The organism is Streptomyces sp. NBC_01618, assembly GCF_045209435.1.
Classification (GTDB): domain Bacteria; phylum Actinomycetota; class Actinomycetes; order Streptomycetales; family Streptomycetaceae; genus Streptomyces.
The window spans coordinates 7,932,557-7,949,257 of sequence record NZ_CP109297.1 but is presented as its reverse complement, the minus strand read 5'-3'; the positions used below and the strand labels follow the sequence as shown (position 1 = coordinate 7,949,257).

Annotated in this window: 17 protein-coding genes and 1 pseudogene; 11 read left to right on the top strand and 7 right to left on the bottom strand. The window is 68.5% G+C overall.

The annotated features are described in order from the left end of the window. The first annotated feature begins 35 nt into the window (after positions 1-35). Positions 36-1,628 (top strand): IS1182 family transposase, encoded by a 1,593-nt coding sequence (locus OH735_RS37145; protein ID WP_331755405.1) that lies wholly within the window; start codon positions 36-38, stop codon positions 1,626-1,628. A gap of 283 nt (positions 1,629-1,911) precedes the next feature. On the opposite strand, the gene OH735_RS37140 is transcribed toward OH735_RS37145, so the two are convergent. Genes OH735_RS37140 through OH735_RS37125 form a run of 4 tightly spaced genes read right to left on the bottom strand, consistent with a single transcriptional unit; the run spans position 1,912 to position 4,734 of the window. Next, complete coding sequence (locus OH735_RS37140; protein WP_406386171.1) at positions 1,912-2,688, bottom strand: hypothetical protein; 777 nt, start codon at positions 2,686-2,688, stop codon at positions 1,912-1,914. Continuing rightward, positions 2,685-4,232: a hypothetical protein gene (locus tag OH735_RS37135; protein WP_406386169.1), complete on the bottom strand. Its 1,548-nt coding sequence runs from the start codon at positions 4,230-4,232 to the stop codon at positions 2,685-2,687. The genes OH735_RS37140 and OH735_RS37135 overlap by 4 nt, the downstream gene beginning before the upstream one ends. A gap of 12 nt (positions 4,233-4,244) precedes the next feature. Next, positions 4,245-4,565 (bottom strand): helix-turn-helix domain-containing protein, encoded by a 321-nt coding sequence (locus OH735_RS37130; RefSeq protein ID WP_406386167.1) that lies wholly within the window; start codon positions 4,563-4,565, stop codon positions 4,245-4,247. Positions 4,566-4,587: 22 nt separating this feature from the next. Beyond that, positions 4,588-4,734: a hypothetical protein gene (locus OH735_RS37125; protein WP_406386165.1), complete on the bottom strand. Its 147-nt coding sequence runs from the start codon at positions 4,732-4,734 to the stop codon at positions 4,588-4,590. A 207-nt stretch (positions 4,735-4,941) separates the two neighbouring features. On the opposite strand from OH735_RS37125, the pseudogene OH735_RS37120 reads away from it, so the two are divergent. After that, positions 4,942-5,653: pseudogene (locus tag OH735_RS37120) on the top strand (2-phosphosulfolactate phosphatase). Between the two features lie 58 nt (positions 5,654-5,711). On the opposite strand, the gene OH735_RS37115 reads toward OH735_RS37120, so the two are convergent. Continuing rightward, the gene (locus OH735_RS37115; RefSeq protein ID WP_406386163.1) at positions 5,712-5,969 is read right to left on the bottom strand and encodes a hypothetical protein; all 258 of its coding nucleotides are present in this window, start codon (positions 5,967-5,969) and stop codon (positions 5,712-5,714) included. 101 nt (positions 5,970-6,070) lie between these two features. On the opposite strand from OH735_RS37115, the gene OH735_RS37110 reads away from it, so the two are divergent. After that, a complete protein-coding gene (locus tag OH735_RS37110; RefSeq protein WP_406386161.1) occupies positions 6,071-6,691 on the top strand; it encodes a hypothetical protein in 621 nt (206 codons plus the stop codon). 6 nt (positions 6,692-6,697) lie between these two features. On the opposite strand, the gene OH735_RS37105 is transcribed toward OH735_RS37110, so the two are convergent. Further along, positions 6,698-7,908 (bottom strand): IS3 family transposase gene (locus tag OH735_RS37105; protein WP_406386159.1). Its coding sequence is split into 2 segments (ribosomal slippage): positions 6,698-7,611 and positions 7,611-7,908, totalling 1,212 coding nucleotides; the frame shifts between segments, so codons are not numbered across the junction. 43 nt (positions 7,909-7,951) lie between these two features. Between OH735_RS37105 and OH735_RS37100 the strand changes: the two genes are divergently transcribed. The 3 genes from OH735_RS37100 to OH735_RS37090 all read left to right on the top strand — a co-directional run bounded on the left by OH735_RS37100 (position 7,952) and on the right by OH735_RS37090 (position 9,982). Then, positions 7,952-8,281 carry a hypothetical protein gene (locus OH735_RS37100; RefSeq protein ID WP_406386158.1) on the top strand — a complete coding sequence of 110 codons (330 nt, stop codon included), beginning with the start codon at positions 7,952-7,954 and terminating at the stop codon, positions 8,279-8,281. Positions 8,282-8,433: 152 nt separating this feature from the next. Next, positions 8,434-9,297 carry an LLM class flavin-dependent oxidoreductase gene (locus OH735_RS37095; protein WP_406386156.1) on the top strand — a complete coding sequence of 288 codons (864 nt, stop codon included), beginning with the start codon at positions 8,434-8,436 and terminating at the stop codon, positions 9,295-9,297. Positions 9,298-9,475: 178 nt separating this feature from the next. Next, a complete protein-coding gene (locus OH735_RS37090; protein WP_406386155.1) occupies positions 9,476-9,982 on the top strand; it encodes a GNAT family N-acetyltransferase in 507 nt (168 codons plus the stop codon). A gap of 168 nt (positions 9,983-10,150) precedes the next feature. On the opposite strand, the gene OH735_RS37085 is transcribed toward OH735_RS37090, so the two are convergent. Beyond that, entirely contained in the window at positions 10,151-10,387 is a 237-nt protein-coding gene (locus OH735_RS37085; RefSeq protein ID WP_406386154.1) for a hypothetical protein, read from the bottom strand. A gap of 52 nt (positions 10,388-10,439) precedes the next feature. On the opposite strand from OH735_RS37085, the gene OH735_RS37080 reads away from it, so the two are divergent. From OH735_RS37080 to OH735_RS37060, 5 genes are read left to right on the top strand one after another with little or no spacing between them, the layout of a single operon-like run. Beyond that, on the top strand, positions 10,440-11,828 hold the full coding sequence (locus tag OH735_RS37080) for a dihydroorotase (protein WP_406386153.1): 1,389 nt from the start codon (positions 10,440-10,442) through the stop codon (positions 11,826-11,828). Further along, on the top strand, positions 11,825-12,625 hold the full coding sequence (locus OH735_RS37075) for an IclR family transcriptional regulator (protein ID WP_406386152.1): 801 nt from the start codon (positions 11,825-11,827) through the stop codon (positions 12,623-12,625). Before OH735_RS37080 ends, OH735_RS37075 begins: the two co-directional genes overlap by 4 nt. Continuing rightward, positions 12,615-14,318 (top strand): urocanate hydratase, encoded by a 1,704-nt coding sequence (locus OH735_RS37070; RefSeq protein WP_406386150.1) that lies wholly within the window; start codon positions 12,615-12,617, stop codon positions 14,316-14,318. Before OH735_RS37075 ends, OH735_RS37070 begins: the two co-directional genes overlap by 11 nt. Continuing rightward, on the top strand, positions 14,318-15,424 hold the full coding sequence (locus OH735_RS37065; protein ID WP_406386149.1) for a DUF917 family protein: 1,107 nt from the start codon (positions 14,318-14,320) through the stop codon (positions 15,422-15,424). Before OH735_RS37070 ends, OH735_RS37065 begins: the two co-directional genes overlap by 1 nt. After that, positions 15,421-16,692 carry a M20 family metallo-hydrolase gene (locus tag OH735_RS37060; protein ID WP_406386148.1) on the top strand — a complete coding sequence of 424 codons (1,272 nt, stop codon included), beginning with the start codon at positions 15,421-15,423 and terminating at the stop codon, positions 16,690-16,692. The genes OH735_RS37065 and OH735_RS37060 overlap by 4 nt, the downstream gene beginning before the upstream one ends. Positions 16,693-16,701 lie beyond the last annotated feature (9 nt).

Here is a 16,701-nt window from a genome sequence, read left to right as displayed (position 1 = left end):
CCCCGGACCGGCAGTCCGGGGCCAGTCTTGTGAGCATGCAGGGGGAATGGGCCGGGGAGATGGTCGGGCCGGATGTGTGGGAGACCTGCCGGGAGTTGATCCCGGCAGGGAGTGTGTTCGCTTTCCTGGCCGAGCATCGTGAGGTGCTGTTCCCGCCAGAGTTCTTCGCGGACATGTATCCGTCGGCCAACGGACGGCCGTCGTTGCCGCCGCAGGTGCTGGCCGCGACGGTGGTACTGCAGAGCCTGCAGGGGCTGTCGGACTTCGAGACAGTCCAGGAACTGCGGTGTGACCTGCGCTGGAAGGCCGCCTGCGGGCTGGGCCTGTACGACACCGCCTTCGATCCCTCGCTGCTGACCTATTTCCGGCGCCGGCTCGCCCGCTCGGCCGACCCGACGCGGATTTTCACCAAGGTCAAAGAGGTGGTGACTGCCACCGGTGTCCTCAGAGGAAAGCAGCGCCGGGCGCTGGACTCCACCGTCCTGGACGATGCGGTGGCCACTCAGGACACCGTCACCCAGATCGTGGCCGCGATCCGCCGGGTGATCCGTGAGGTCCCCGGCGCCGGCGAGGTCGCCGGCCGGTGGTGTACTGCTCACGACTACACCGACCCCGGCAAACCCAGGATCGCCTGGAATGACGAAGCCGCCCGCGAGGCGCTGGTCGACGCCCTGGTGACCGACGCGCTCAACATGCTCGGCCGTCTTCCCGAGCGTGAGCTGGGCGAGCGGGCCGCGAACGCGGTGGGCCTTCTCGCCCTCGTCGCAGGCCAGGACGTGGAGCCGGCCGAGGACTCCGACGGCCGCGACGGACGCTGGCGCATCGCCATGCGCACCGTGCCCGACCGGACGGTGTCCACCGTCGACCCCGATGCCCGGCACATCCACAAGAACCGAACCCGCCACCAGGAGGGCTTCAAAGGGCACGTGTCCTTCGAGCCAGAGGCCGGACTGTTCACTGCCGTCGCGTTAACCAGCGGCTACGGGCCGGACAACCACGAGGCCGCCGTCGCGCTGGACCTGCTGGCCGACGAAGACCACAGCGAGGGCGAGACGCTGACCGTGCTCGGCGATTCCGCCTACGGCACCGGCGACCTGCGTGAACAACTGACCGCCCAGGGCCACGTCCTGGTGGTCAAGCCGCCGCCGTTGCGGCAGGCCGTCCCCGGAGGCTTCACCATCGACGACTTCCACGTCGACACCGACGCCGCCACCGTGACCTGCCCGGCCGGACAGACCGCGAACCTGGGCCGCACCAAGGCCGACGGAGGCCGCACCGCCCAGTTCAAACGGCTGTGCACCGGCTGCCCGCTGCGGGAACGCTGCACAACCTCCAAGACCGGACGGGTTATCAACGTCCACCCTCAGCACGAACTGCTGACCGCAGCCCGCGTCCAGGCCGCCACCGACACCGCCTGGCAGGACGAATACCGCCGATGGCGGCCCCCGGTCGAACGCGCCATCGCCTGGCTCGTCGCCCACGGCAACCGCAGAGTCCGCTACCGAGGCGTCATCGCCAACAACATCGCACTCCACCACCGCGCCGCCGCCCTCAACCTCCGCCGACTGATCAACCTCGGACTCACCCGCACCAACACCACCTGGCACCTCGCCCCGGCCACCCCATGACGAAGAAGGGGCCGCCCGGCCTACGGCCAATCAGCCCCTCAACAAGATTTTCAGCAGTCTTCTAGCTGGCAGGCCACCGTTCACCTCCCACGTCTCGTCGGTTGAACTCATGGTTCACGACGGTACGAAGTGGCAGGAACGGGCGTCGTTCGCGCTCGGAGGATGAAGCCAGCCAAGCGGGCCGGGCAGGGCAGGGCAGGGCAGGGCCGCTGAGCGTTGGGCAGTGCCCCAGCAGAGGGCTCCGCTCAGCTGGCTTCAACGTGCTTGACGCGCGCTCGGGCGCTCAGGCCCGCGTTGGGTCATTGATGAAGCGGTGGGGGTGGGCTGCTCTGACGTACTTCAATGCCGTTGTGTCGGAGAGGCCGAAAACGCGCATCAGGTGGACGGGGTCGGCAGTTTCGTGGGCCTCGTCGAGCAGCCGGTCGATGCGGAGTGTCCGAGGCTGAATACCGAGCTTGGTGAAGATCAACCGTAGCCCGTCCTTGGATACCGGGGGGCCTGTGGGGTCGACGGCGGTGACCTGGGTAACGATCAGGTGCGGGTTGGAGCTGCGGGGCCAGCGCTCCGCCCGTTCGCGGAGCCAGGTGTTCAGGAGCCTCATGGTCAGTTCGTCGAGGTAGACGACGCGATCGCCGAAGCGGCGGGGGACGGCCAGGCGCCCTGCCGGACGGTCGAGGCCGGCCAGGAGCTGGTGGCGGACCTCCTGTGGCCGCAGGGCGTGGATGGCCACCAGGGCAACGACGACCTTGGCCATCGCGGTCGGGGCCTTGTCCAGCAGACCGACGAGCCGGTCGGACGGGATGCGCCGTGGTGCGTTGACCTTGGCGGCCACGGAGACACGGCGGGCTGGATCGTGGAAGATCACGCGCTCGCGCTTCAACGCGCGGAAGAGCGATCGCAGGCTGGTATGGAGCGAATGGGCTGGTTCTCCCGTGCGGCTGCTGAGTATGTCCTCGATGTCCTTCTGGGTGATCTCACGAAGACTGCTGACCCGCTGGCCCCACTGCTGCAGGGCCGGGACGTTGAAGTGCGCATAGCGTCGGATGGTGGACCAGTTCATGGTGAGGGAGGGCTTGCGGCCTTCCCCGCGGAGCACGCGGACCCAGGCGTCCGCCTCGTCCCGCAGGTGATCGGGAACGCCCTGTAGGAGCCGTTCGAGCGCGGCCTCCTCCGGGTCGGTCCGCTCCAGGGAAACGAGCAGGCCGCGCTGATCGAGGAATGCGGCGACGTGACGTCCTGACCAGTTCGGGCCGAGTCTGGTGACGGCGCGGACGTCGGTTTCGAGGAGGGTGCGTCGATGCCGAGCCAGGCGACGAGAAGCCGCAGGACTTTGGCATTGACGTCCCGGGAGGGGGTGGTCCAGTGCTGATCGGCCGTGAACTGCCGGAACTCTGCGACGAGTTGCTCGGCCTCTGGTGTCATCGTGGGCAGCTGGGTGTGCTGGGCCCGCTTCCAGACACGCGCCGGGGGCGGGAACAGCTCCAGTTGGTGTGGGTTGATCAAGTGCGGGGACAGCCGGCGGTCGGCCTGCCGGGTCTGCTTTTCCCGACGCTCCAGTTCCCGCCGGCGGCTCTTGCGGCTGCCCTGGCTGTAGTCGCCGGGCTGCTTCGTGGAGAGGCCGTGGCCCAGGCCGGCTCCGAACCAGAGTTGCTCGACCGCCGGGCCGTCTCCGACGTGTTCGTTCAGCACCAGGTGGCAGAACCGGCACTGTCCGTCCTTCAGGGGCCAGGTGCGGCCGCACCGCAGGCAGGGGCCAATCGCCCGGTCCGGTTGACGAGCCCACTCCCGGCACGAGTCACACAGCGGCCTGGCATCGCCGCTCCAGGCCAGGCAGTGCTCGCAGGAGACCATGCGCCGGCGCTCACGCCGGTAGCCGTTTTGGGCGAGTCCGGAGCCGAGTCGACGCCGCAGCAGCCCGGTCTCCCGCAGGACCTCGGCGACGGCAGGCCTCATCCGGGGCAGTTCGGCGACGACGTACTCGTCGACCAACTGCTCGCTGGCCTCCCGGGAGGCCAGCGCCAGGCGCATTATCTGCACCACGCTCTCGCTCCACCCCGCGGACAGATCGCGCCGGACGCGGACCCGTTCGACGGCCTGGAGGACGTCCGCCCACTCGGGGAATTCGCGGGCGGCGATCCGGTATCCGTGCTGGCGGGTGAATGTCCTGGGCAGGCGGGGCAGCAGCGGAAGCTGACCGGTGACTTGCGGAGGGCAGACCTGCAGGTCATCGCCCTTCTTGGCCCAGGTCCAAGGGCCTGCCGAGCGCTCGGTCCGCAGCCGCTCGCGCACCAGCGGCCGGTCATGGTGGCGCGCAAGGACCACGGGCAGCCGGACACCCTCCAGCAGTAGCGGCAGCTGCAGATCCCGGACGGGGCCCAGCGTCCGCCTGGCCGCCGCCTCGGCCCACTCATGATCGGGGACCATGCGGATCTCCAGCATGCAGAGCCGGCACAGCCCGTCGCGGTTGACCTTGCCCTCGTGCCGGCACCGGTGACATAGGCCCTTGTAACCGCCGCGGGGCGTCCAGTTGAGGCAGGTCTGGCAGCTGCCTAGCGGACGGACCGGTCCCCAGCCGTGGCAGCGGACGCATTCGCTGATCACCATGGTCTCGCCGCCTCAGTTGGGCGGCAGGCCGCGGCGGGGCCCGCCGCCGCGACGCGGAACCGGCCGGACCGGTCCGCCCTCCCGCTGTTCGCCGACGGCCCGCTGCTGCGGCTGCTCGCGCTGGGCCAGGTGCTGCTGAGGCTCGGCCACCATCAAGTCGGCGACCGTGCAGTCCAGGGCCGCGCAGATCTTGTCCAGGTCCTCCAGCCGGACCGTGACCGGCTTGCCCGACCACAGGGCCGCGACCTTGCTCAGGGAGGGGGTGAACCCGACCTGCCGAAACGCCACCAGCAGTTGCGTCGGCCGCCAGATGTCCCGTTGGGCCGCTACCATGCGCAAGTTCCACTTCACCGTCTCACGCCTCTCCACTCAGGCGTCGCACCGCTCGGTGCGACGCTGCCAGGCTCGCCTTCTCCGGGTCGGCCTTGACCGATCCCAGGTAGCCGACCGTGGTGGTCGGCCACTCGTGGCCGAGGATCTTCTGCACGTCCCACAACGGCATGCCCGACTCGTAGTTGTGGGTCGCGCACGAATGCCTTGTGTCCGCAGAGGCCGTGTGCGGGTGCCCTCGTGTGGCGATTGAGCAGGTGTGTCGGTGCGGACCGCCTTCGCGACGCAGACAGCCGCGGGTGTTGCATTCCGAGACGGTTGATGTGATGCGGATCACTCCCCGGGTGCTTTGGGTCGGGCATGCACGATCATGATCGGAATGGACGCCCGTTTCCTTGGTATCGCCGAGCTGGCCGAAGCCCCGTCCGTGGCCGTCGTGGTCGACGTCATGCGTGCTTTCACCGTGGCTGCCTGGGCCTTTGGCCAGGGGGCAGAAAAGATCGTTCTTGCTGAGTCGTTGGACGAAGCCCTCGCGCTCAAGGCGCGCCATCCGGATTGATTGGTGCTCAAAGACGGTCCGCCCGCGCCCGGATTCGACGCGGTCAACTCGCCGGGCTTGCTGCGGTCTGTTGACGTTGGCGGACGGACTGTTGTGCAGAAGACCACGGCAGGGACGGTCGGCGCCCTTGCGGCCAGGGAGGCGTCGCTCGTGCTGTGCGCGAGCTTCGTGGTGGCGGAGGCAACGGCTCAGCTCTTGCAGACGCGCAAGAGCGACGGCGTCACGTTCGTGGTTACTGGCGATGATGGGCAGGCCGATGAAGATCTGGCGTGCGCTCAATACATCGCTCGGAGAGCCGCCGAGGCTGGGACAGACGCCGCAGAGTTCCTCCGCCTTGCTGCCGAGTCGCGCGTCGCCGCCGATCTGGCGGAGGGTGTGCGTCGCGGTTTTCAAGGAGTCCATCCTGATGACGTTGCACTTTGTCTTGAGGTCGACCGGTTTCACATTTGCCATGGTGGCGGCCTTGGAAGGCTCGCTCATGGTCCTGCGTCCGCGCGTGATGCTTTCGCCCGCCGACGAGGGCCCGGTCTGATCGCCGGCGATGTGCGCCTCTTCATGGTGCGGGAGCCAGCACTCTGTCGGGTGCGGCATCAACTGCAAGTCCCGATGACGGTGGTTCGCGGTGCGGGGAGGTGGCTGACGCGGCTTGTTCCGGTGACGGCTTCGCGGAGCCGGTCGATCTCTTCGTGCTGGGCGGCGAGCCGGGCCAGGGCCTGGCTGCGGAAGCCGGTGAGCTCGTCGATCGTCTGCTCGGACTGGGCGAGCCGTTCCCAGAGCTTGGTGTTCTCTGCTTTGAGCCGGGCGATCTGGGCCTCGCGAGGGTCGGGGATCTCGCCGGCCTCGTGCATGGCGTTCAGGCGGCGTTCGAACTCGACGCGGAGGTGAGAGTAGGGGCGGGTGCCGTAGAACGCAGTGCGGTCGACCGCAGCCTCGATGGCGAGGGTCTGGGATGCCCCTGGGTATCCATCGCGCCGTCGAAGCCTGGGGCCGCACTCTCCTCGACGGTGGCCCGCGGTCCGAGCCTCGCTCCCGGCATACGACATGGGCCTACCTGGGTGAGATCCAGCCGGTGCTGCTGGAGTGGTCCAGCCGCTACGACCACCTGCGCGAGGTCACCCGGGAGGACGTCATCGCGGCCCGGGACGCTGTCACCGGCAAACAGCGCGAAAGCCGGATCGTCGCACTGCGGTCAGTGTTCCGGCACGCAAAGAAGAACGGCCAGATTTTTCGCAACCCCACGATCCGCATCCGTGTTCCTCGGCAGACCGGCGGCGTCCACCAAGCCCTCGGCCAGGCGGACATCGACGAAGCCATCGCCACGGCCACCACCCCAGACATCCGGCTCATCGTCGCCCTGGCCGCCGTCCACGCGGCACGGTCGAAGATGATCCGCACCATGCAACTGGACGACGTCGACCTGGGCAACCGGCGCATCACCGTCGGCGGCCACGTCCGCCCACTCGACGACCTCACCCACCGAGCGGTCCTGGACTGGCTCGACCACCGCCGCAACCGCTGGCCGAACACGGCCAATCCCCACCTGCTGATGGGCCTTGACCCCGGATCTTGAACACGTCTATGCGGCTCGGGTCAGGGTAGTTGATGTTGAGTGGAAGGTGTTCTCGTAAGCGATCGGTGATCGCTGGCCGAGCCGGGAATGCCGGCGTCGGGTGTTGTAGCGGGACAGCCAGCGGAAGGCGTCGAGTCGGGCCTCACGCTCGTTCGACCAGCCTTTCCGGCCCCTCAGTGTCTCCCTTTTGAAGGACGCGTTGAAGCTCTCCGCGGCGGCGTTGTCCGCACTGGACCCGACCGCGCTCATACTCTGCCGTACCCCTGCTGACCTGCAGGCCTCTGCGAATATCCGACTCGTATATTGCGATCCATGATCGGTGTGCATCACCGCTCCGGCCAGGCTTCCGCAGGTCCGGATCGCGGCGGCGAGGGCGTCGGTGACGAGTTCGGTGCGCATGTGATCGGCGATCGCCCACCCGGCCAAACGCCGTGAACAGAGATCGATGACGGTCGCGAGGTAGCAGAACTTCCCGCCTCCGACGCTCAGATAGGTGATATCGCCGACGTACTTCGTGTTCACCTCGGTCGCGGTGAAGTCGCGACCGATCAGGTCCGGGGCCTTCGCCGCGGCCGGGTCCGCAATGGTGGTGCGGTGCCGGCGCCGCAGACGTACTCCTTCGATCCCGATGGTCCGCATGATCCTGGCGACGCGCTTGTGGTTGACTGCCTGGCCGCCGTCGTCGCGGAGCTCGGCGGTGACCCTCGGGGCGCCGTAGGTGCCGTCGGAGTCCTTGTGGACCCTGCGTATCCGGGCCGCGAGCCGCTCATCGGCGGCCTTGCGGGCGGCGCGGGCCGGTGCGGTGCGGCGCCAGTAGTAGAAGCTCGAGCGGGCGATGCCCAGGATGTCGCAGAGCCGCTTGACGCCGAACCGGCGCTGGTGGTCCTCAACGAACTGGCAGCGGTTCACCAGCGCGTCTCCCCTGCGAAATACCGGGCTGCCTTGCGGAGGATGTCGCGTTCCTCCTCCAGCTCGCGGATCCTCTTCCTCGCGGCAGCGAGCTCCGCCTGAACCGCGTCATCACCAGGCCGCGGCGCCACCGCAGGTGTGGAGTGAGCGCCGGACCTGCGTCCGTCGGCGGCCCGGATCCAGTTCCGCAGCGTCTCGGTATTCACTCCGAGGTCGATGGCGACCGACTTGATCGTCGCTCCCGGACGCGACCGGTACAACGCGACCGCATCCGCCTTGAACTCGGCGGGGTAGTGCTTCATCCCCACAGGGACTCCGTTCTCCTGGACCATCACGATCCAAGTCTCTCCGGTGTCCAAAACCCGGGGTCAGGGCCCGATCACCCAGAAGACCGCCGTCGAGCTCGGCCCGGCCGGCAAGCTCTGGACAACCCGGGCCACCCGCAACCTCACCGCCACCCTCGAACGGCTACGCGTCGACCGCCAGATCGAAGAGGCCCTCACCCACGGCGCCGACCCCCTCCACCTCGCCCTCGTCTTCGGCATCGATGAGAAGACCGCCATCCGCTACGCGGACTCCGCACGGGCCCTGCTGGAACAGACAGCCGAGCACTCACCATCTGTCGACGGTCACGCAATTCCCCAGGTGGTGGCCGTAGCAGCTGACGGGTTTCGCGCGTGATGCGGAGTCCGACGGGTCAGTCCTGTCAGTCCGACTGTGGTTCGGAGATCACGATGGAGCCTGCGCGGTCCTACACCTGTCCGTGGCCTGCCAGGAAGTCACCTGGATTGAAATCCGATTGCCCCTCGTGGCCGGCTGCACATCCTGCTGAGATGCGCTTCTCCATCAACATCCCCAACTTCGGCGACTTTGCCGACCCCCGTAACGTCGCGACCGTGGCGGCCGCCGCCGAACAGACCGGCTGGGACGGACTCTTCGTCTGGGACCACGTACTGCACCGACAGCACCAGGATCGTCCCTTCGGTGACCCCTGGATGCTGCTGACCGCGGCCGCGCTTGCGACCTCCCGGATCCGACTGGGCACCCTGCTTACGCCGGTTCCCCGTTACCGTCCGCAGCAACTCGCCCGCCAAGTGGCCACCCTGGACCACCTCAGTGGCGGCCGGGTGATCTTCGCCGCCGGCCTGGGCGGTCCGATCGAGGACGAATACCGCAGCTTCGGCGACACTGCCGAGCCACGCCTCCTCGCACAGCGGCTGGACGAGGGACTGGAGTTGTTGATGCGCTTCTGGTCCGGCGAGCCGGTGAACCACCACGGTCAACACTACGAGGTCCGGGACGTGACGATGCCCCCCGCCAGCGTGGAGCGGCCGGGTCCGCCAGTGTGGATCGGCGGGTTCTGGCCGCACCGTCCGCCCATGCGGCGGGCAGCGCGGTGGGACGGTGCGGCGCCACTCTTCGAGACGGCCCGGCATGGACATGTGCCCGATGCCGCGGAGGTACGGGAACTGGTCAGCTATGTACGCAAGCACCGTACAGCCGGGGCCGAGCACCCCTTCGAGTTCGTACTCGGCGGAGCCACGCCGCCGGACGCAGCGAAGGCCAAGGACGTGATCGGCCCACTGCACGACGCCGGCGCCACCTGGTGGGACGAACGACAGGTCCAAACCGGCCCCGACCTGGACCGCCTGCCCCCCGTACTGCGCCGCATCGAGGCGGGGCCGCCGGTGGTCTGATCAGCCCTTCGAGGGTGTGCCGGACGCGGTCACCATCCCCCTGGGGAATCGTGACCGCGCGGGTGGGGAACTACGTGACGCTGATCACGCAGGCCGTGGGGAAATCCGTGACCGTCGACACCATCGCCCTCGGGAAAAGAAATTGGCCCAAATTGACGGGACTTGAAGAATGACAGCCATGCAGATTCGACAGGCATGGCCTGATGATGCTTCAGAGGTCGCTGGCGTCTACGTGCGCTCCTGGCAGGTGGCCTTTGCCGGTCTTGTTCCCCAGCACTACCTCGACGCCATGGACCCGAGCCGCGAAGAGTCCGAGTGGAAGACACGAATCGCGAAAACACGGTGGCCATCGTCGGGAGTACTGGTAGCTGAAACCGAGGCCGGGATCGTCGGATTCGCAAGTTTCGGCCCGTCTCAGGACACCCCTGTCATCGCGGAAATCAGCACGCTCTACGCGATGCCCGAGGTTTGGGGCACGGGAATCGGAAGGCAGTTGATGCTGGCCACGTTGGCGGCTTTCGGACAGGCCGACTACACGCAAGCCACCTTGTGGGTCCTGGAAGACAACGAACGCGCCCGGCGCTTCTACGAAGCCGCTGGCTGGGGCGCAGACGGCGCGGCCGTGGGGGACTCCACTGGCGGCGGATCTCTCAACAAGTTGCGCTACCGCTGCCCTCTTGGCTAGCCCGCTCCCCGTTTGTCCGTCCACGGAGCCCGGAAGCGGCGTGGTCACAAGTTGGAGTCGAACTCGCGGGTCCAATGCCGTTCAGCACGACGACGGACCCCCGGGTTCCCAGCGAGAACTCTTCAGTTTGCCTGAACCCGCGGGACTCTAGGCCCTGTTCACGTATAGCTACGGCCAGGTGGCGTGTAGCCCTGCGTGACGTTCGGGGCTGCGGTCCTGGACGGTCTCTTCAGCGGGCTGGACGTCGGCCACGAGGATGTTGACGCGGTTCTCGTACTCGCGGCGGGCCTTTCGCTGGCCTATCGTCTGACCATGGCGATCTCGGTCGGCGACCTGCTGGACACCCCGCACCTCAAGTCGCGCCTCCTCGCAGGTACGACCGCCCTCAGGGAGGGAGATTCCCATTCTGCGGGAATCTGCTGGTGGCGTCCGTGGCTGGTTCCTTACCTTGACGCCCATGGATACGGCAGATGCCCGGCAGGCAACGGACACGGTAATCGCCGGTGTGGTGCAGGCGCCGGATGGAACGTTCACACGGGGGCAGGTCTCGATCACCGATGGGGTGATCACGGAAGTCAGGACCGGGGACTCGGGCCCCCCAGTTGCCGGGCGTTTCATCGATGTCGGCAACGCGTTCGTGCTGCCGGGCGCGGTGGACGCTCATGTGCACTCCTACTCGTATGCCGGGGAGGGACTGCGGGCCTCGACCTCGGCGGCCGCCGCAGGTGGGGTGACCACCATCGTGGAGATGCCGTTCGACGCGACCGGGCCGGTCAACAGCGCCGAACGAGTCGAGTCGAAGCTGGCGTTGGTTTCCGACGAGGCGGTGGTGGATGTCGCGCTGCTCGGCACGTTGGAGCCCGGCGGCGGCTGGCGCCGGGCCGCGGAGCTGATCGAGGCGGGCGTGGTCGGGTTCAAGGTCTCGCTGTTCGACACCGATCCGTTCCGGTTTCCGCGGATCAGCGATGCCGAGTTGCTCGACGTGATGAAGGCGGTGGGCGAGACCGGGTCCACGCTGTGCACCCACGCAGAGAACAACGAGATCATCAAGGCCCTGCTTGCCGATGAAGCCAATCAAGGCTCGACCGACCCGCGAGTGCATGGCCGCACCCGGCCGCCGGTGTCGGAAACGCTCGGGGTGCTCACCGCGATGGAGATCGCTGCTCACCAGGGCAACGCACTGCACCTGTGCCATCTGTCGCTCGGGCGGTCCGCGGAACTGGTGTCCTGGTACCAGAGCCAGGGTGTGGACATCACCTTCGAAACCTGCCCGCACTACCTGCTGTTCACCGAGGACGACATGCTCTCCCAGCGCGGCCGGTTGAAGATCAACCCGCCGCTGCGGAACGACGCCGAACGGGAAGCGATGTGGACCGCGGTCGGCGGCGGCGTTGCCTCGGTGATCTCGTCCGATCACGCCCCATGGCCCTTGAAGCTCAAAGAGAACGATCGCGTTCTGGCCAACCACTCCGGTGTCCCCGGCACCGAAACACTGGTGGCCACGACCCTCGGCGCGTGCCTGAGACGCCACGGAGCCGGGCCGGAATTCGTCACGACCGTCGAAGCACTCACCGCCAACCCCGCGGACCGCTACGGCATCGGCCACCGCAAAGGCCGACTGGCACCGGGCTACGACGCCGACATCATGGTCCTCACCGCGGCGGACGACTGGCAGATCGACGAAGGCGCACTGCACTCCAAGGCCGGCTGGAGCCCGTACAACAAGTACGCGCCCGGGGCACGGGTCACCCTCACCCTCAGCCGCGGTTCGGTCGTCTGGAGCACGGAGGCGGGTCTGGTCGGTGCCCCGGGGCGCGGGGAACCGGTGTGCCGGAGGCGGCCATGACCATCCGGACAAAGGCGGGGGGCGAGTTGTCCTCGCTCGATCGCGGACTGAGGGTCCTCGCGTTCATCCAGGACCGCGGGCAGGCCGAAGTTGCGGAGATCATCTCAGGGCTCGGCATTCCGTCATCGGCGACGTACCGGTATGTGCGGCTGCTGAAGAACGCCGGGTTCCTCGCCGAGATCGACGGCAAGCTGTTGCCCAGCGAGCGCCTGACGGACCGGGCCGGCGACGGGGCCGGGCATCTGGTCGACCTGGCCCGCCCGGTGCTGACGGGCCTGCATCGGCGCTCCGGACTCAATGTTGTGCTCGCGGTGCGGGTGCACACCGCGGCTCTATGTCTGGACACCCGGCGCAGCGGCACCGGGAGCGTGTCCTTCCGTGCTGGCCAGATCCTCTCCCTGTACGCGGGGGCCAGCGCGACCCCGCTGCTCGCCTTGGCGCCGGCGTCCGTACAACGGCAGGTGCTCCAGGGCCGGTTGCAGCGGTTCACCGCAGCGACCCCGGATTCGGCCGCGCTGCGAGCAGAGCTCGCCGCCATCCGCGTCCAGGGCTACCACGTCTCCCAGGGCTGGCTCGCTCCCGGCATGACGGCGATCGGGATGCCGGTGGTCGTCGCCGGATCGTGCCTGTGCGCACTGTCCATGGTGGGCCGCGACGAGGAATTGACCGATATCGCCGCACCACTCGACCTGCTGCGCGACGGGGTGGTGGAACTCACCGCACGGCTGCCGCAAGCCCTGTCCGCGGCCTGGACCCCACCCGACAACGACAACGATGGAGCCCCGGATGACCACTGACCTCGACCGCACGGTCACCGCCGCCCGTGGCACCACATTGCGTTGCCGCAACTGGCGGGCGGAGGCGCTGCTGCGGATGCTGGAGAACGTTCTGGAGGTCGGCGAGCGGCCCCGGGACCTCGTGGTGTACGCCGCTCTCGGCAAGGCAGCGCGGGACTGGCCGTCCTACCACGCGATCGTCGAGGCGCTGACGGAACTCGGCGACGACCAGACCCTGGTCATGCAGTCGGGGCGCCCGGTGGGCGTGATGCGCACGCACGCCTCGGCGCCCATGGTTGTCTCCGCGGTGAACAACACTGTGGGTAACTGGGCGACCGAGGAGACCTTCTACCGCCGGATGAGCGAAGGCAGCACGATCTGGGGCGGGTTGACCGCCGCGGCCTGGCAGTACATCGGCCGCCAGGGAGTGCTCCAGGGCACTTACGAACTGCTGCGCGCCGTACTCCTTCGGCACTTCGCCGACCGCAGGCCGGGCTGGCTGCTCACTGCGGGCATGGGCGGCATGGGATCGGCGCAGCCGATCAGCGCGCGGATGCTGGGCCTGAGTTCTCTGGTCGTGGAAATTGACCCGGTGAAGATCGAGAAGCTGCGCCAGGCGGGCGGACTCGACCATGTCACCGACGACCTGGACGAAGCCCTCGCCCTGGTCACCGACACAGGGCAACGGCCGGTTGCTGTCGGCCTGCACGCCAACGCGGCCACTGTGTTCGCCGAGGTCGCGGCGCGTAGCGACAACACCTGGCCGGACATCGTCACCGACCAGACGGCCGCGCACGATGCCCGCTACGGCTACGTACCGGAAGGTCTCGACCTGGAGACGTGGCACGCGCGACGCGAGGCGGTACCCGAGCGGATCGAGCGGCAGGCCCGGCGCAGCATGGCCAAGCAGGTCCTCGCCATGCTGGCGATGGCACAGCGCGGCGCGGTCGTCTTTGAAAACGGCAACAACCTGCGGGTGCAGGCCGCGTCCGTCCTGGACGCGACGCAGGCCGAGCAGGTGTTCACCATTCCCGGGTTCATGGAGGGCTATCTGCGGCCGCTGTTCTGCCGCGGCATCGGCCCATTCCGCTGGGTCGCGCTCTCCGGCGACGACGCTGACCTCGCAGTGATCGACCGTCTTGCGGCCACGTTGTTCCCCGAGCGGCCCGAGGTCGCCGAATGGATCCGCCTCGCCCGTGAACACGTACCCCCGCAGGGGCTGCCCGCCCGGTCCTGCTGGCTGGGATACGGCGAGCGATCCCGCCTTGCCGACGCGGTGAACGACGCGGTGCACTCCGGAGAGATCAGCGCCCCGGTGCTGTTCAGCCGTGACCACCTGGACTCCGCCGGCATGACGCACCCGCGCATCGGCACCGAGGGCATGCGGGACGGCTCGGACGGCGTGACGGACTGGCCTCTGCTCGACGCAATGCTCCTAGCCGCGGGCGGCGCAGATCTGGTCGCGGTGCACTCGGGCGGCGGGGGCTATTCCGGCTGGATGCAGTCCGCCGGGGTCTCCGTGGTCGCCGATGGCACTCAGGCCGCCGCCTCCCGGCTGCGCCTCGCCCTCGATCTCGACTCCGGCCTCGGCGTGCTGCGGCATGCCGAAGCCGGCTACCCGGAGGCCGCCGCAGCTGTCACGGCCTCCACCGCGCCGGGCACCGACGCCCCGGCCCTCAACTGGCTCGAAGTAGACCGCAAGGAGACACACTGATGCGTGAACTGAACGCCGACGACGCCCGCCGAGGAGTACTCGGCGGAGGAGTCTTCGCCTGCGGCGGAGGCGGCTGGCGCCGCCACGGCGAACTCATGGGCCACCTCGCCACCTCGGTGGGCCGCCCGATCCTTGCCACAGTGGATGAACTGCCCGCCGACGCCTGGGTCGCCACCGTGACCGCGATCGGCGCGCCGGCCGCGAAGAACTGGGAGATCCGGCCGGTCGACTACGTCCACGCGCTGCAGAAGCTCATCGACGTGTGCGAGCACCCCATCGCCGCCGTGATGACCGCGCAGAACGGCTACTCCACCACCCACAACGGCTGGATGCAGTCCGCGGTGCTCGGCGTCCCCGTCCTGGACGCGGCCGGCGACATCCGCGCCCACCCGACCGGAAAGCTCGGCTCGATGAGCCTCACCAGCCGACTCGGCTATGTGTCCACCCAGGTCGTGTCCGGCGGCAACCGGGAACTGCACGGGCACTTCCTGTCAGTCAACCAGGGCTCCGTGCAGACCTGCGACGACGTGCTGCGCGACATATCGGTGCGCACCGGCGGCTTCATCGCCTCGGCGCGCAACCCTGTCGAGCTGTCCTGGGTCAAGCAGCACGCCGCGCTCGGCGCCATTTCCCTCGCGCTCGACCTCGGCCACGCGATGGAGAGCGCCGCCGAAAAGGCGAGCAACGGCGCACGCGGAGAGGCCGTCGTACAGGCGGTGTGCGACACCATCGGAGCGAGGGAAGTCTCCCGAGGGCCGCTGCACCACGAGGTCGAGCTCGTCACCAAGGGCGGCTGGGACCACGGCACGTTCCGCATCGGCGATTGCACGGTGCCCTACCTCAACGAGTACATGGCCGTGGAACGCGACGGGGAACGCGTGGCCAGCTACCCCGACACCATCGTCGTCCTGCGCGCCGAGGACGGCTTCCCGGTCGCCGTCGAGGAGGCCCGAGCAGGCATGGACGTGGTGCTCCTCGTCGCCGACAGCACGACCTTGCCGCTGTCCACGTCCGCCGTCGACCCTGTCGCAGTCGGTGAGTGCGAAGAGCTCATGGGCATGGAATTCCTGCGCCACCTGCCCACGGAACGAGGGGTGGCGGCATGAGCGTCGACCTGGACGTCCTGGTGCCCGACGCCGAGAGGCTCGCCTCCCGCCTCGACGAACTCGCCGCGTTCCACGACTCGACACTGCCGGGATGGAGCCGGGAGGTGTTCTCCGAGCCGTATCGAGCCTCCCGCGACTGGATCCGCAAGCAGATGGCAGACGCCGGACTTGCCCCGGTCACCGATGCCGCAGGCAACATCGTCGGCCGGCTGCCCGGCCGCCGACACGGCGCACCGGCCCTCGTCACCGGCTCGCACACCGACACCGTTCGCCAAGGCGGCCGCTACGACGGCATCGTCGGCGTACTCACGGGCATCGAAGTGGCCCAAAGACTGCGGGAGACCGGCACCCGCCTGGAGCACGACCTCGTGGTGATCGACTTCCTCGGCGAGGAGGCCAACGAGTTCGGCATCTCGTGCATGGGCTCGCGCGCCGTCGCCGGAGTGCTCCGTCCGGAGCACCTGGACCGCGTCGACAGCACCGGGCTCCGGCTGGGCGATGCCATGGCTGCCTTCGGCCTCGATCCGCAGGGAGCGCTGCGCCAGGCCTGGTCGCCCGTGGACATGCATGCCTATGTCGAGCTGCACGTGGAGCAGGGACCACTGCTGGAACGGTCCGGCACGGGCATCGGTGTGGTCACCGCGATCGCCGGAATCGACCGGCTGTTGGTGCACTTCGCGGGCCGGTCCGGGCACGCGGGTACCACACCGATGACCGACCGGCACGACGCCCTGGTCTCAGCCGCCGCGGCCGTCCTGACCGTGGAACGCGTCGGCTGCGGCGCCCCCGTCCATGGAGTCGCCACCCCCGGCTGCATCGAATCCACCCCCCAGTCCATGGGTGTGATCACCAATCAGGCCAGATTGTGGTCGGAGATCCGCAGTGTCGATGCGTCCTGGCTGCACGGAGCGCGCAAGCAGATCGTCCACGAGATCACCGAAGAGACCCGCAACCGCGGCGTGGAGATCAATGTCGAGTGGCTCACCGACCAGGCCCCGGTGCCCACCACAGGCCTGGTGCAGGACGTCGTCGCCGAGTCCGCCGACGGGCTCGGACTGTCCTGGCAGGCCGTCCCGTCCGGGGCCGGACACGATGCCGCACACCTGGCCCGGCTCGGCCCCATGGGCATGATCTTCGTGCCCTCGGAGGGCGGCCGCAGCCACTGCCCCGAGGAATTCACCGCCACCTCCCACATCGCCCAGGGCGCGCACGTCCTGGCCAGCACCCTGATCACCCTGGACCGGCGCGAGGGATTGCGCAGCGCATAGAAGGCGGGA

What these genes read in the sequence shown, in the direction of transcription:
- OH735_RS37145 (WP_331755405.1), top strand. Translation starts at nt 36, where the DNA reads ATGCAGGGGGAATGGGCCGGGGAGATGGTCGGGCCGGATGTGTGGGAG.
- OH735_RS37140 (WP_406386171.1), bottom strand. Translation starts at nt 2,688, where the DNA reads ATGAACTGGTCCACCATCCGACGCTATGCGCACTTCAACGTCCCGGCC.
- OH735_RS37135 (WP_406386169.1), bottom strand. Translation starts at nt 4,232, where the DNA reads ATGGTGATCAGCGAATGCGTCCGCTGCCACGGCTGGGGACCGGTCCGT.
- OH735_RS37130 (WP_406386167.1), bottom strand. Translation starts at nt 4,565, where the DNA reads ATGGTAGCGGCCCAACGGGACATCTGGCGGCCGACGCAACTGCTGGTG.
- OH735_RS37125 (WP_406386165.1), bottom strand. Translation starts at nt 4,734, where the DNA reads ATGCCGTTGTGGGACGTGCAGAAGATCCTCGGCCACGAGTGGCCGACC.
- OH735_RS37115 (WP_406386163.1), bottom strand. Translation starts at nt 5,969, where the DNA reads ATGCACGAGGCCGGCGAGATCCCCGACCCTCGCGAGGCCCAGATCGCC.
- OH735_RS37110 (WP_406386161.1), top strand. Translation starts at nt 6,071, where the DNA reads ATGCCCCTGGGTATCCATCGCGCCGTCGAAGCCTGGGGCCGCACTCTC.
- OH735_RS37095 (WP_406386156.1), top strand. Translation starts at nt 8,434, where the DNA reads ATGCGCTTCTCCATCAACATCCCCAACTTCGGCGACTTTGCCGACCCC.
- OH735_RS37090 (WP_406386155.1), top strand. Translation starts at nt 9,476, where the DNA reads ATGCAGATTCGACAGGCATGGCCTGATGATGCTTCAGAGGTCGCTGGC.
- OH735_RS37085 (WP_406386154.1), bottom strand. Translation starts at nt 10,387, where the DNA reads ATGGGAATCTCCCTCCCTGAGGGCGGTCGTACCTGCGAGGAGGCGCGA.
- OH735_RS37080 (WP_406386153.1), top strand. Translation starts at nt 10,440, where the DNA reads ATGGATACGGCAGATGCCCGGCAGGCAACGGACACGGTAATCGCCGGT.
- OH735_RS37075 (WP_406386152.1), top strand. Translation starts at nt 11,825, where the DNA reads ATGACCATCCGGACAAAGGCGGGGGGCGAGTTGTCCTCGCTCGATCGC.
- OH735_RS37070 (WP_406386150.1), top strand. Translation starts at nt 12,615, where the DNA reads ATGACCACTGACCTCGACCGCACGGTCACCGCCGCCCGTGGCACCACA.
- OH735_RS37065 (WP_406386149.1), top strand. Translation starts at nt 14,318, where the DNA reads ATGCGTGAACTGAACGCCGACGACGCCCGCCGAGGAGTACTCGGCGGA.
- OH735_RS37060 (WP_406386148.1), top strand. Translation starts at nt 15,421, where the DNA reads ATGAGCGTCGACCTGGACGTCCTGGTGCCCGACGCCGAGAGGCTCGCC.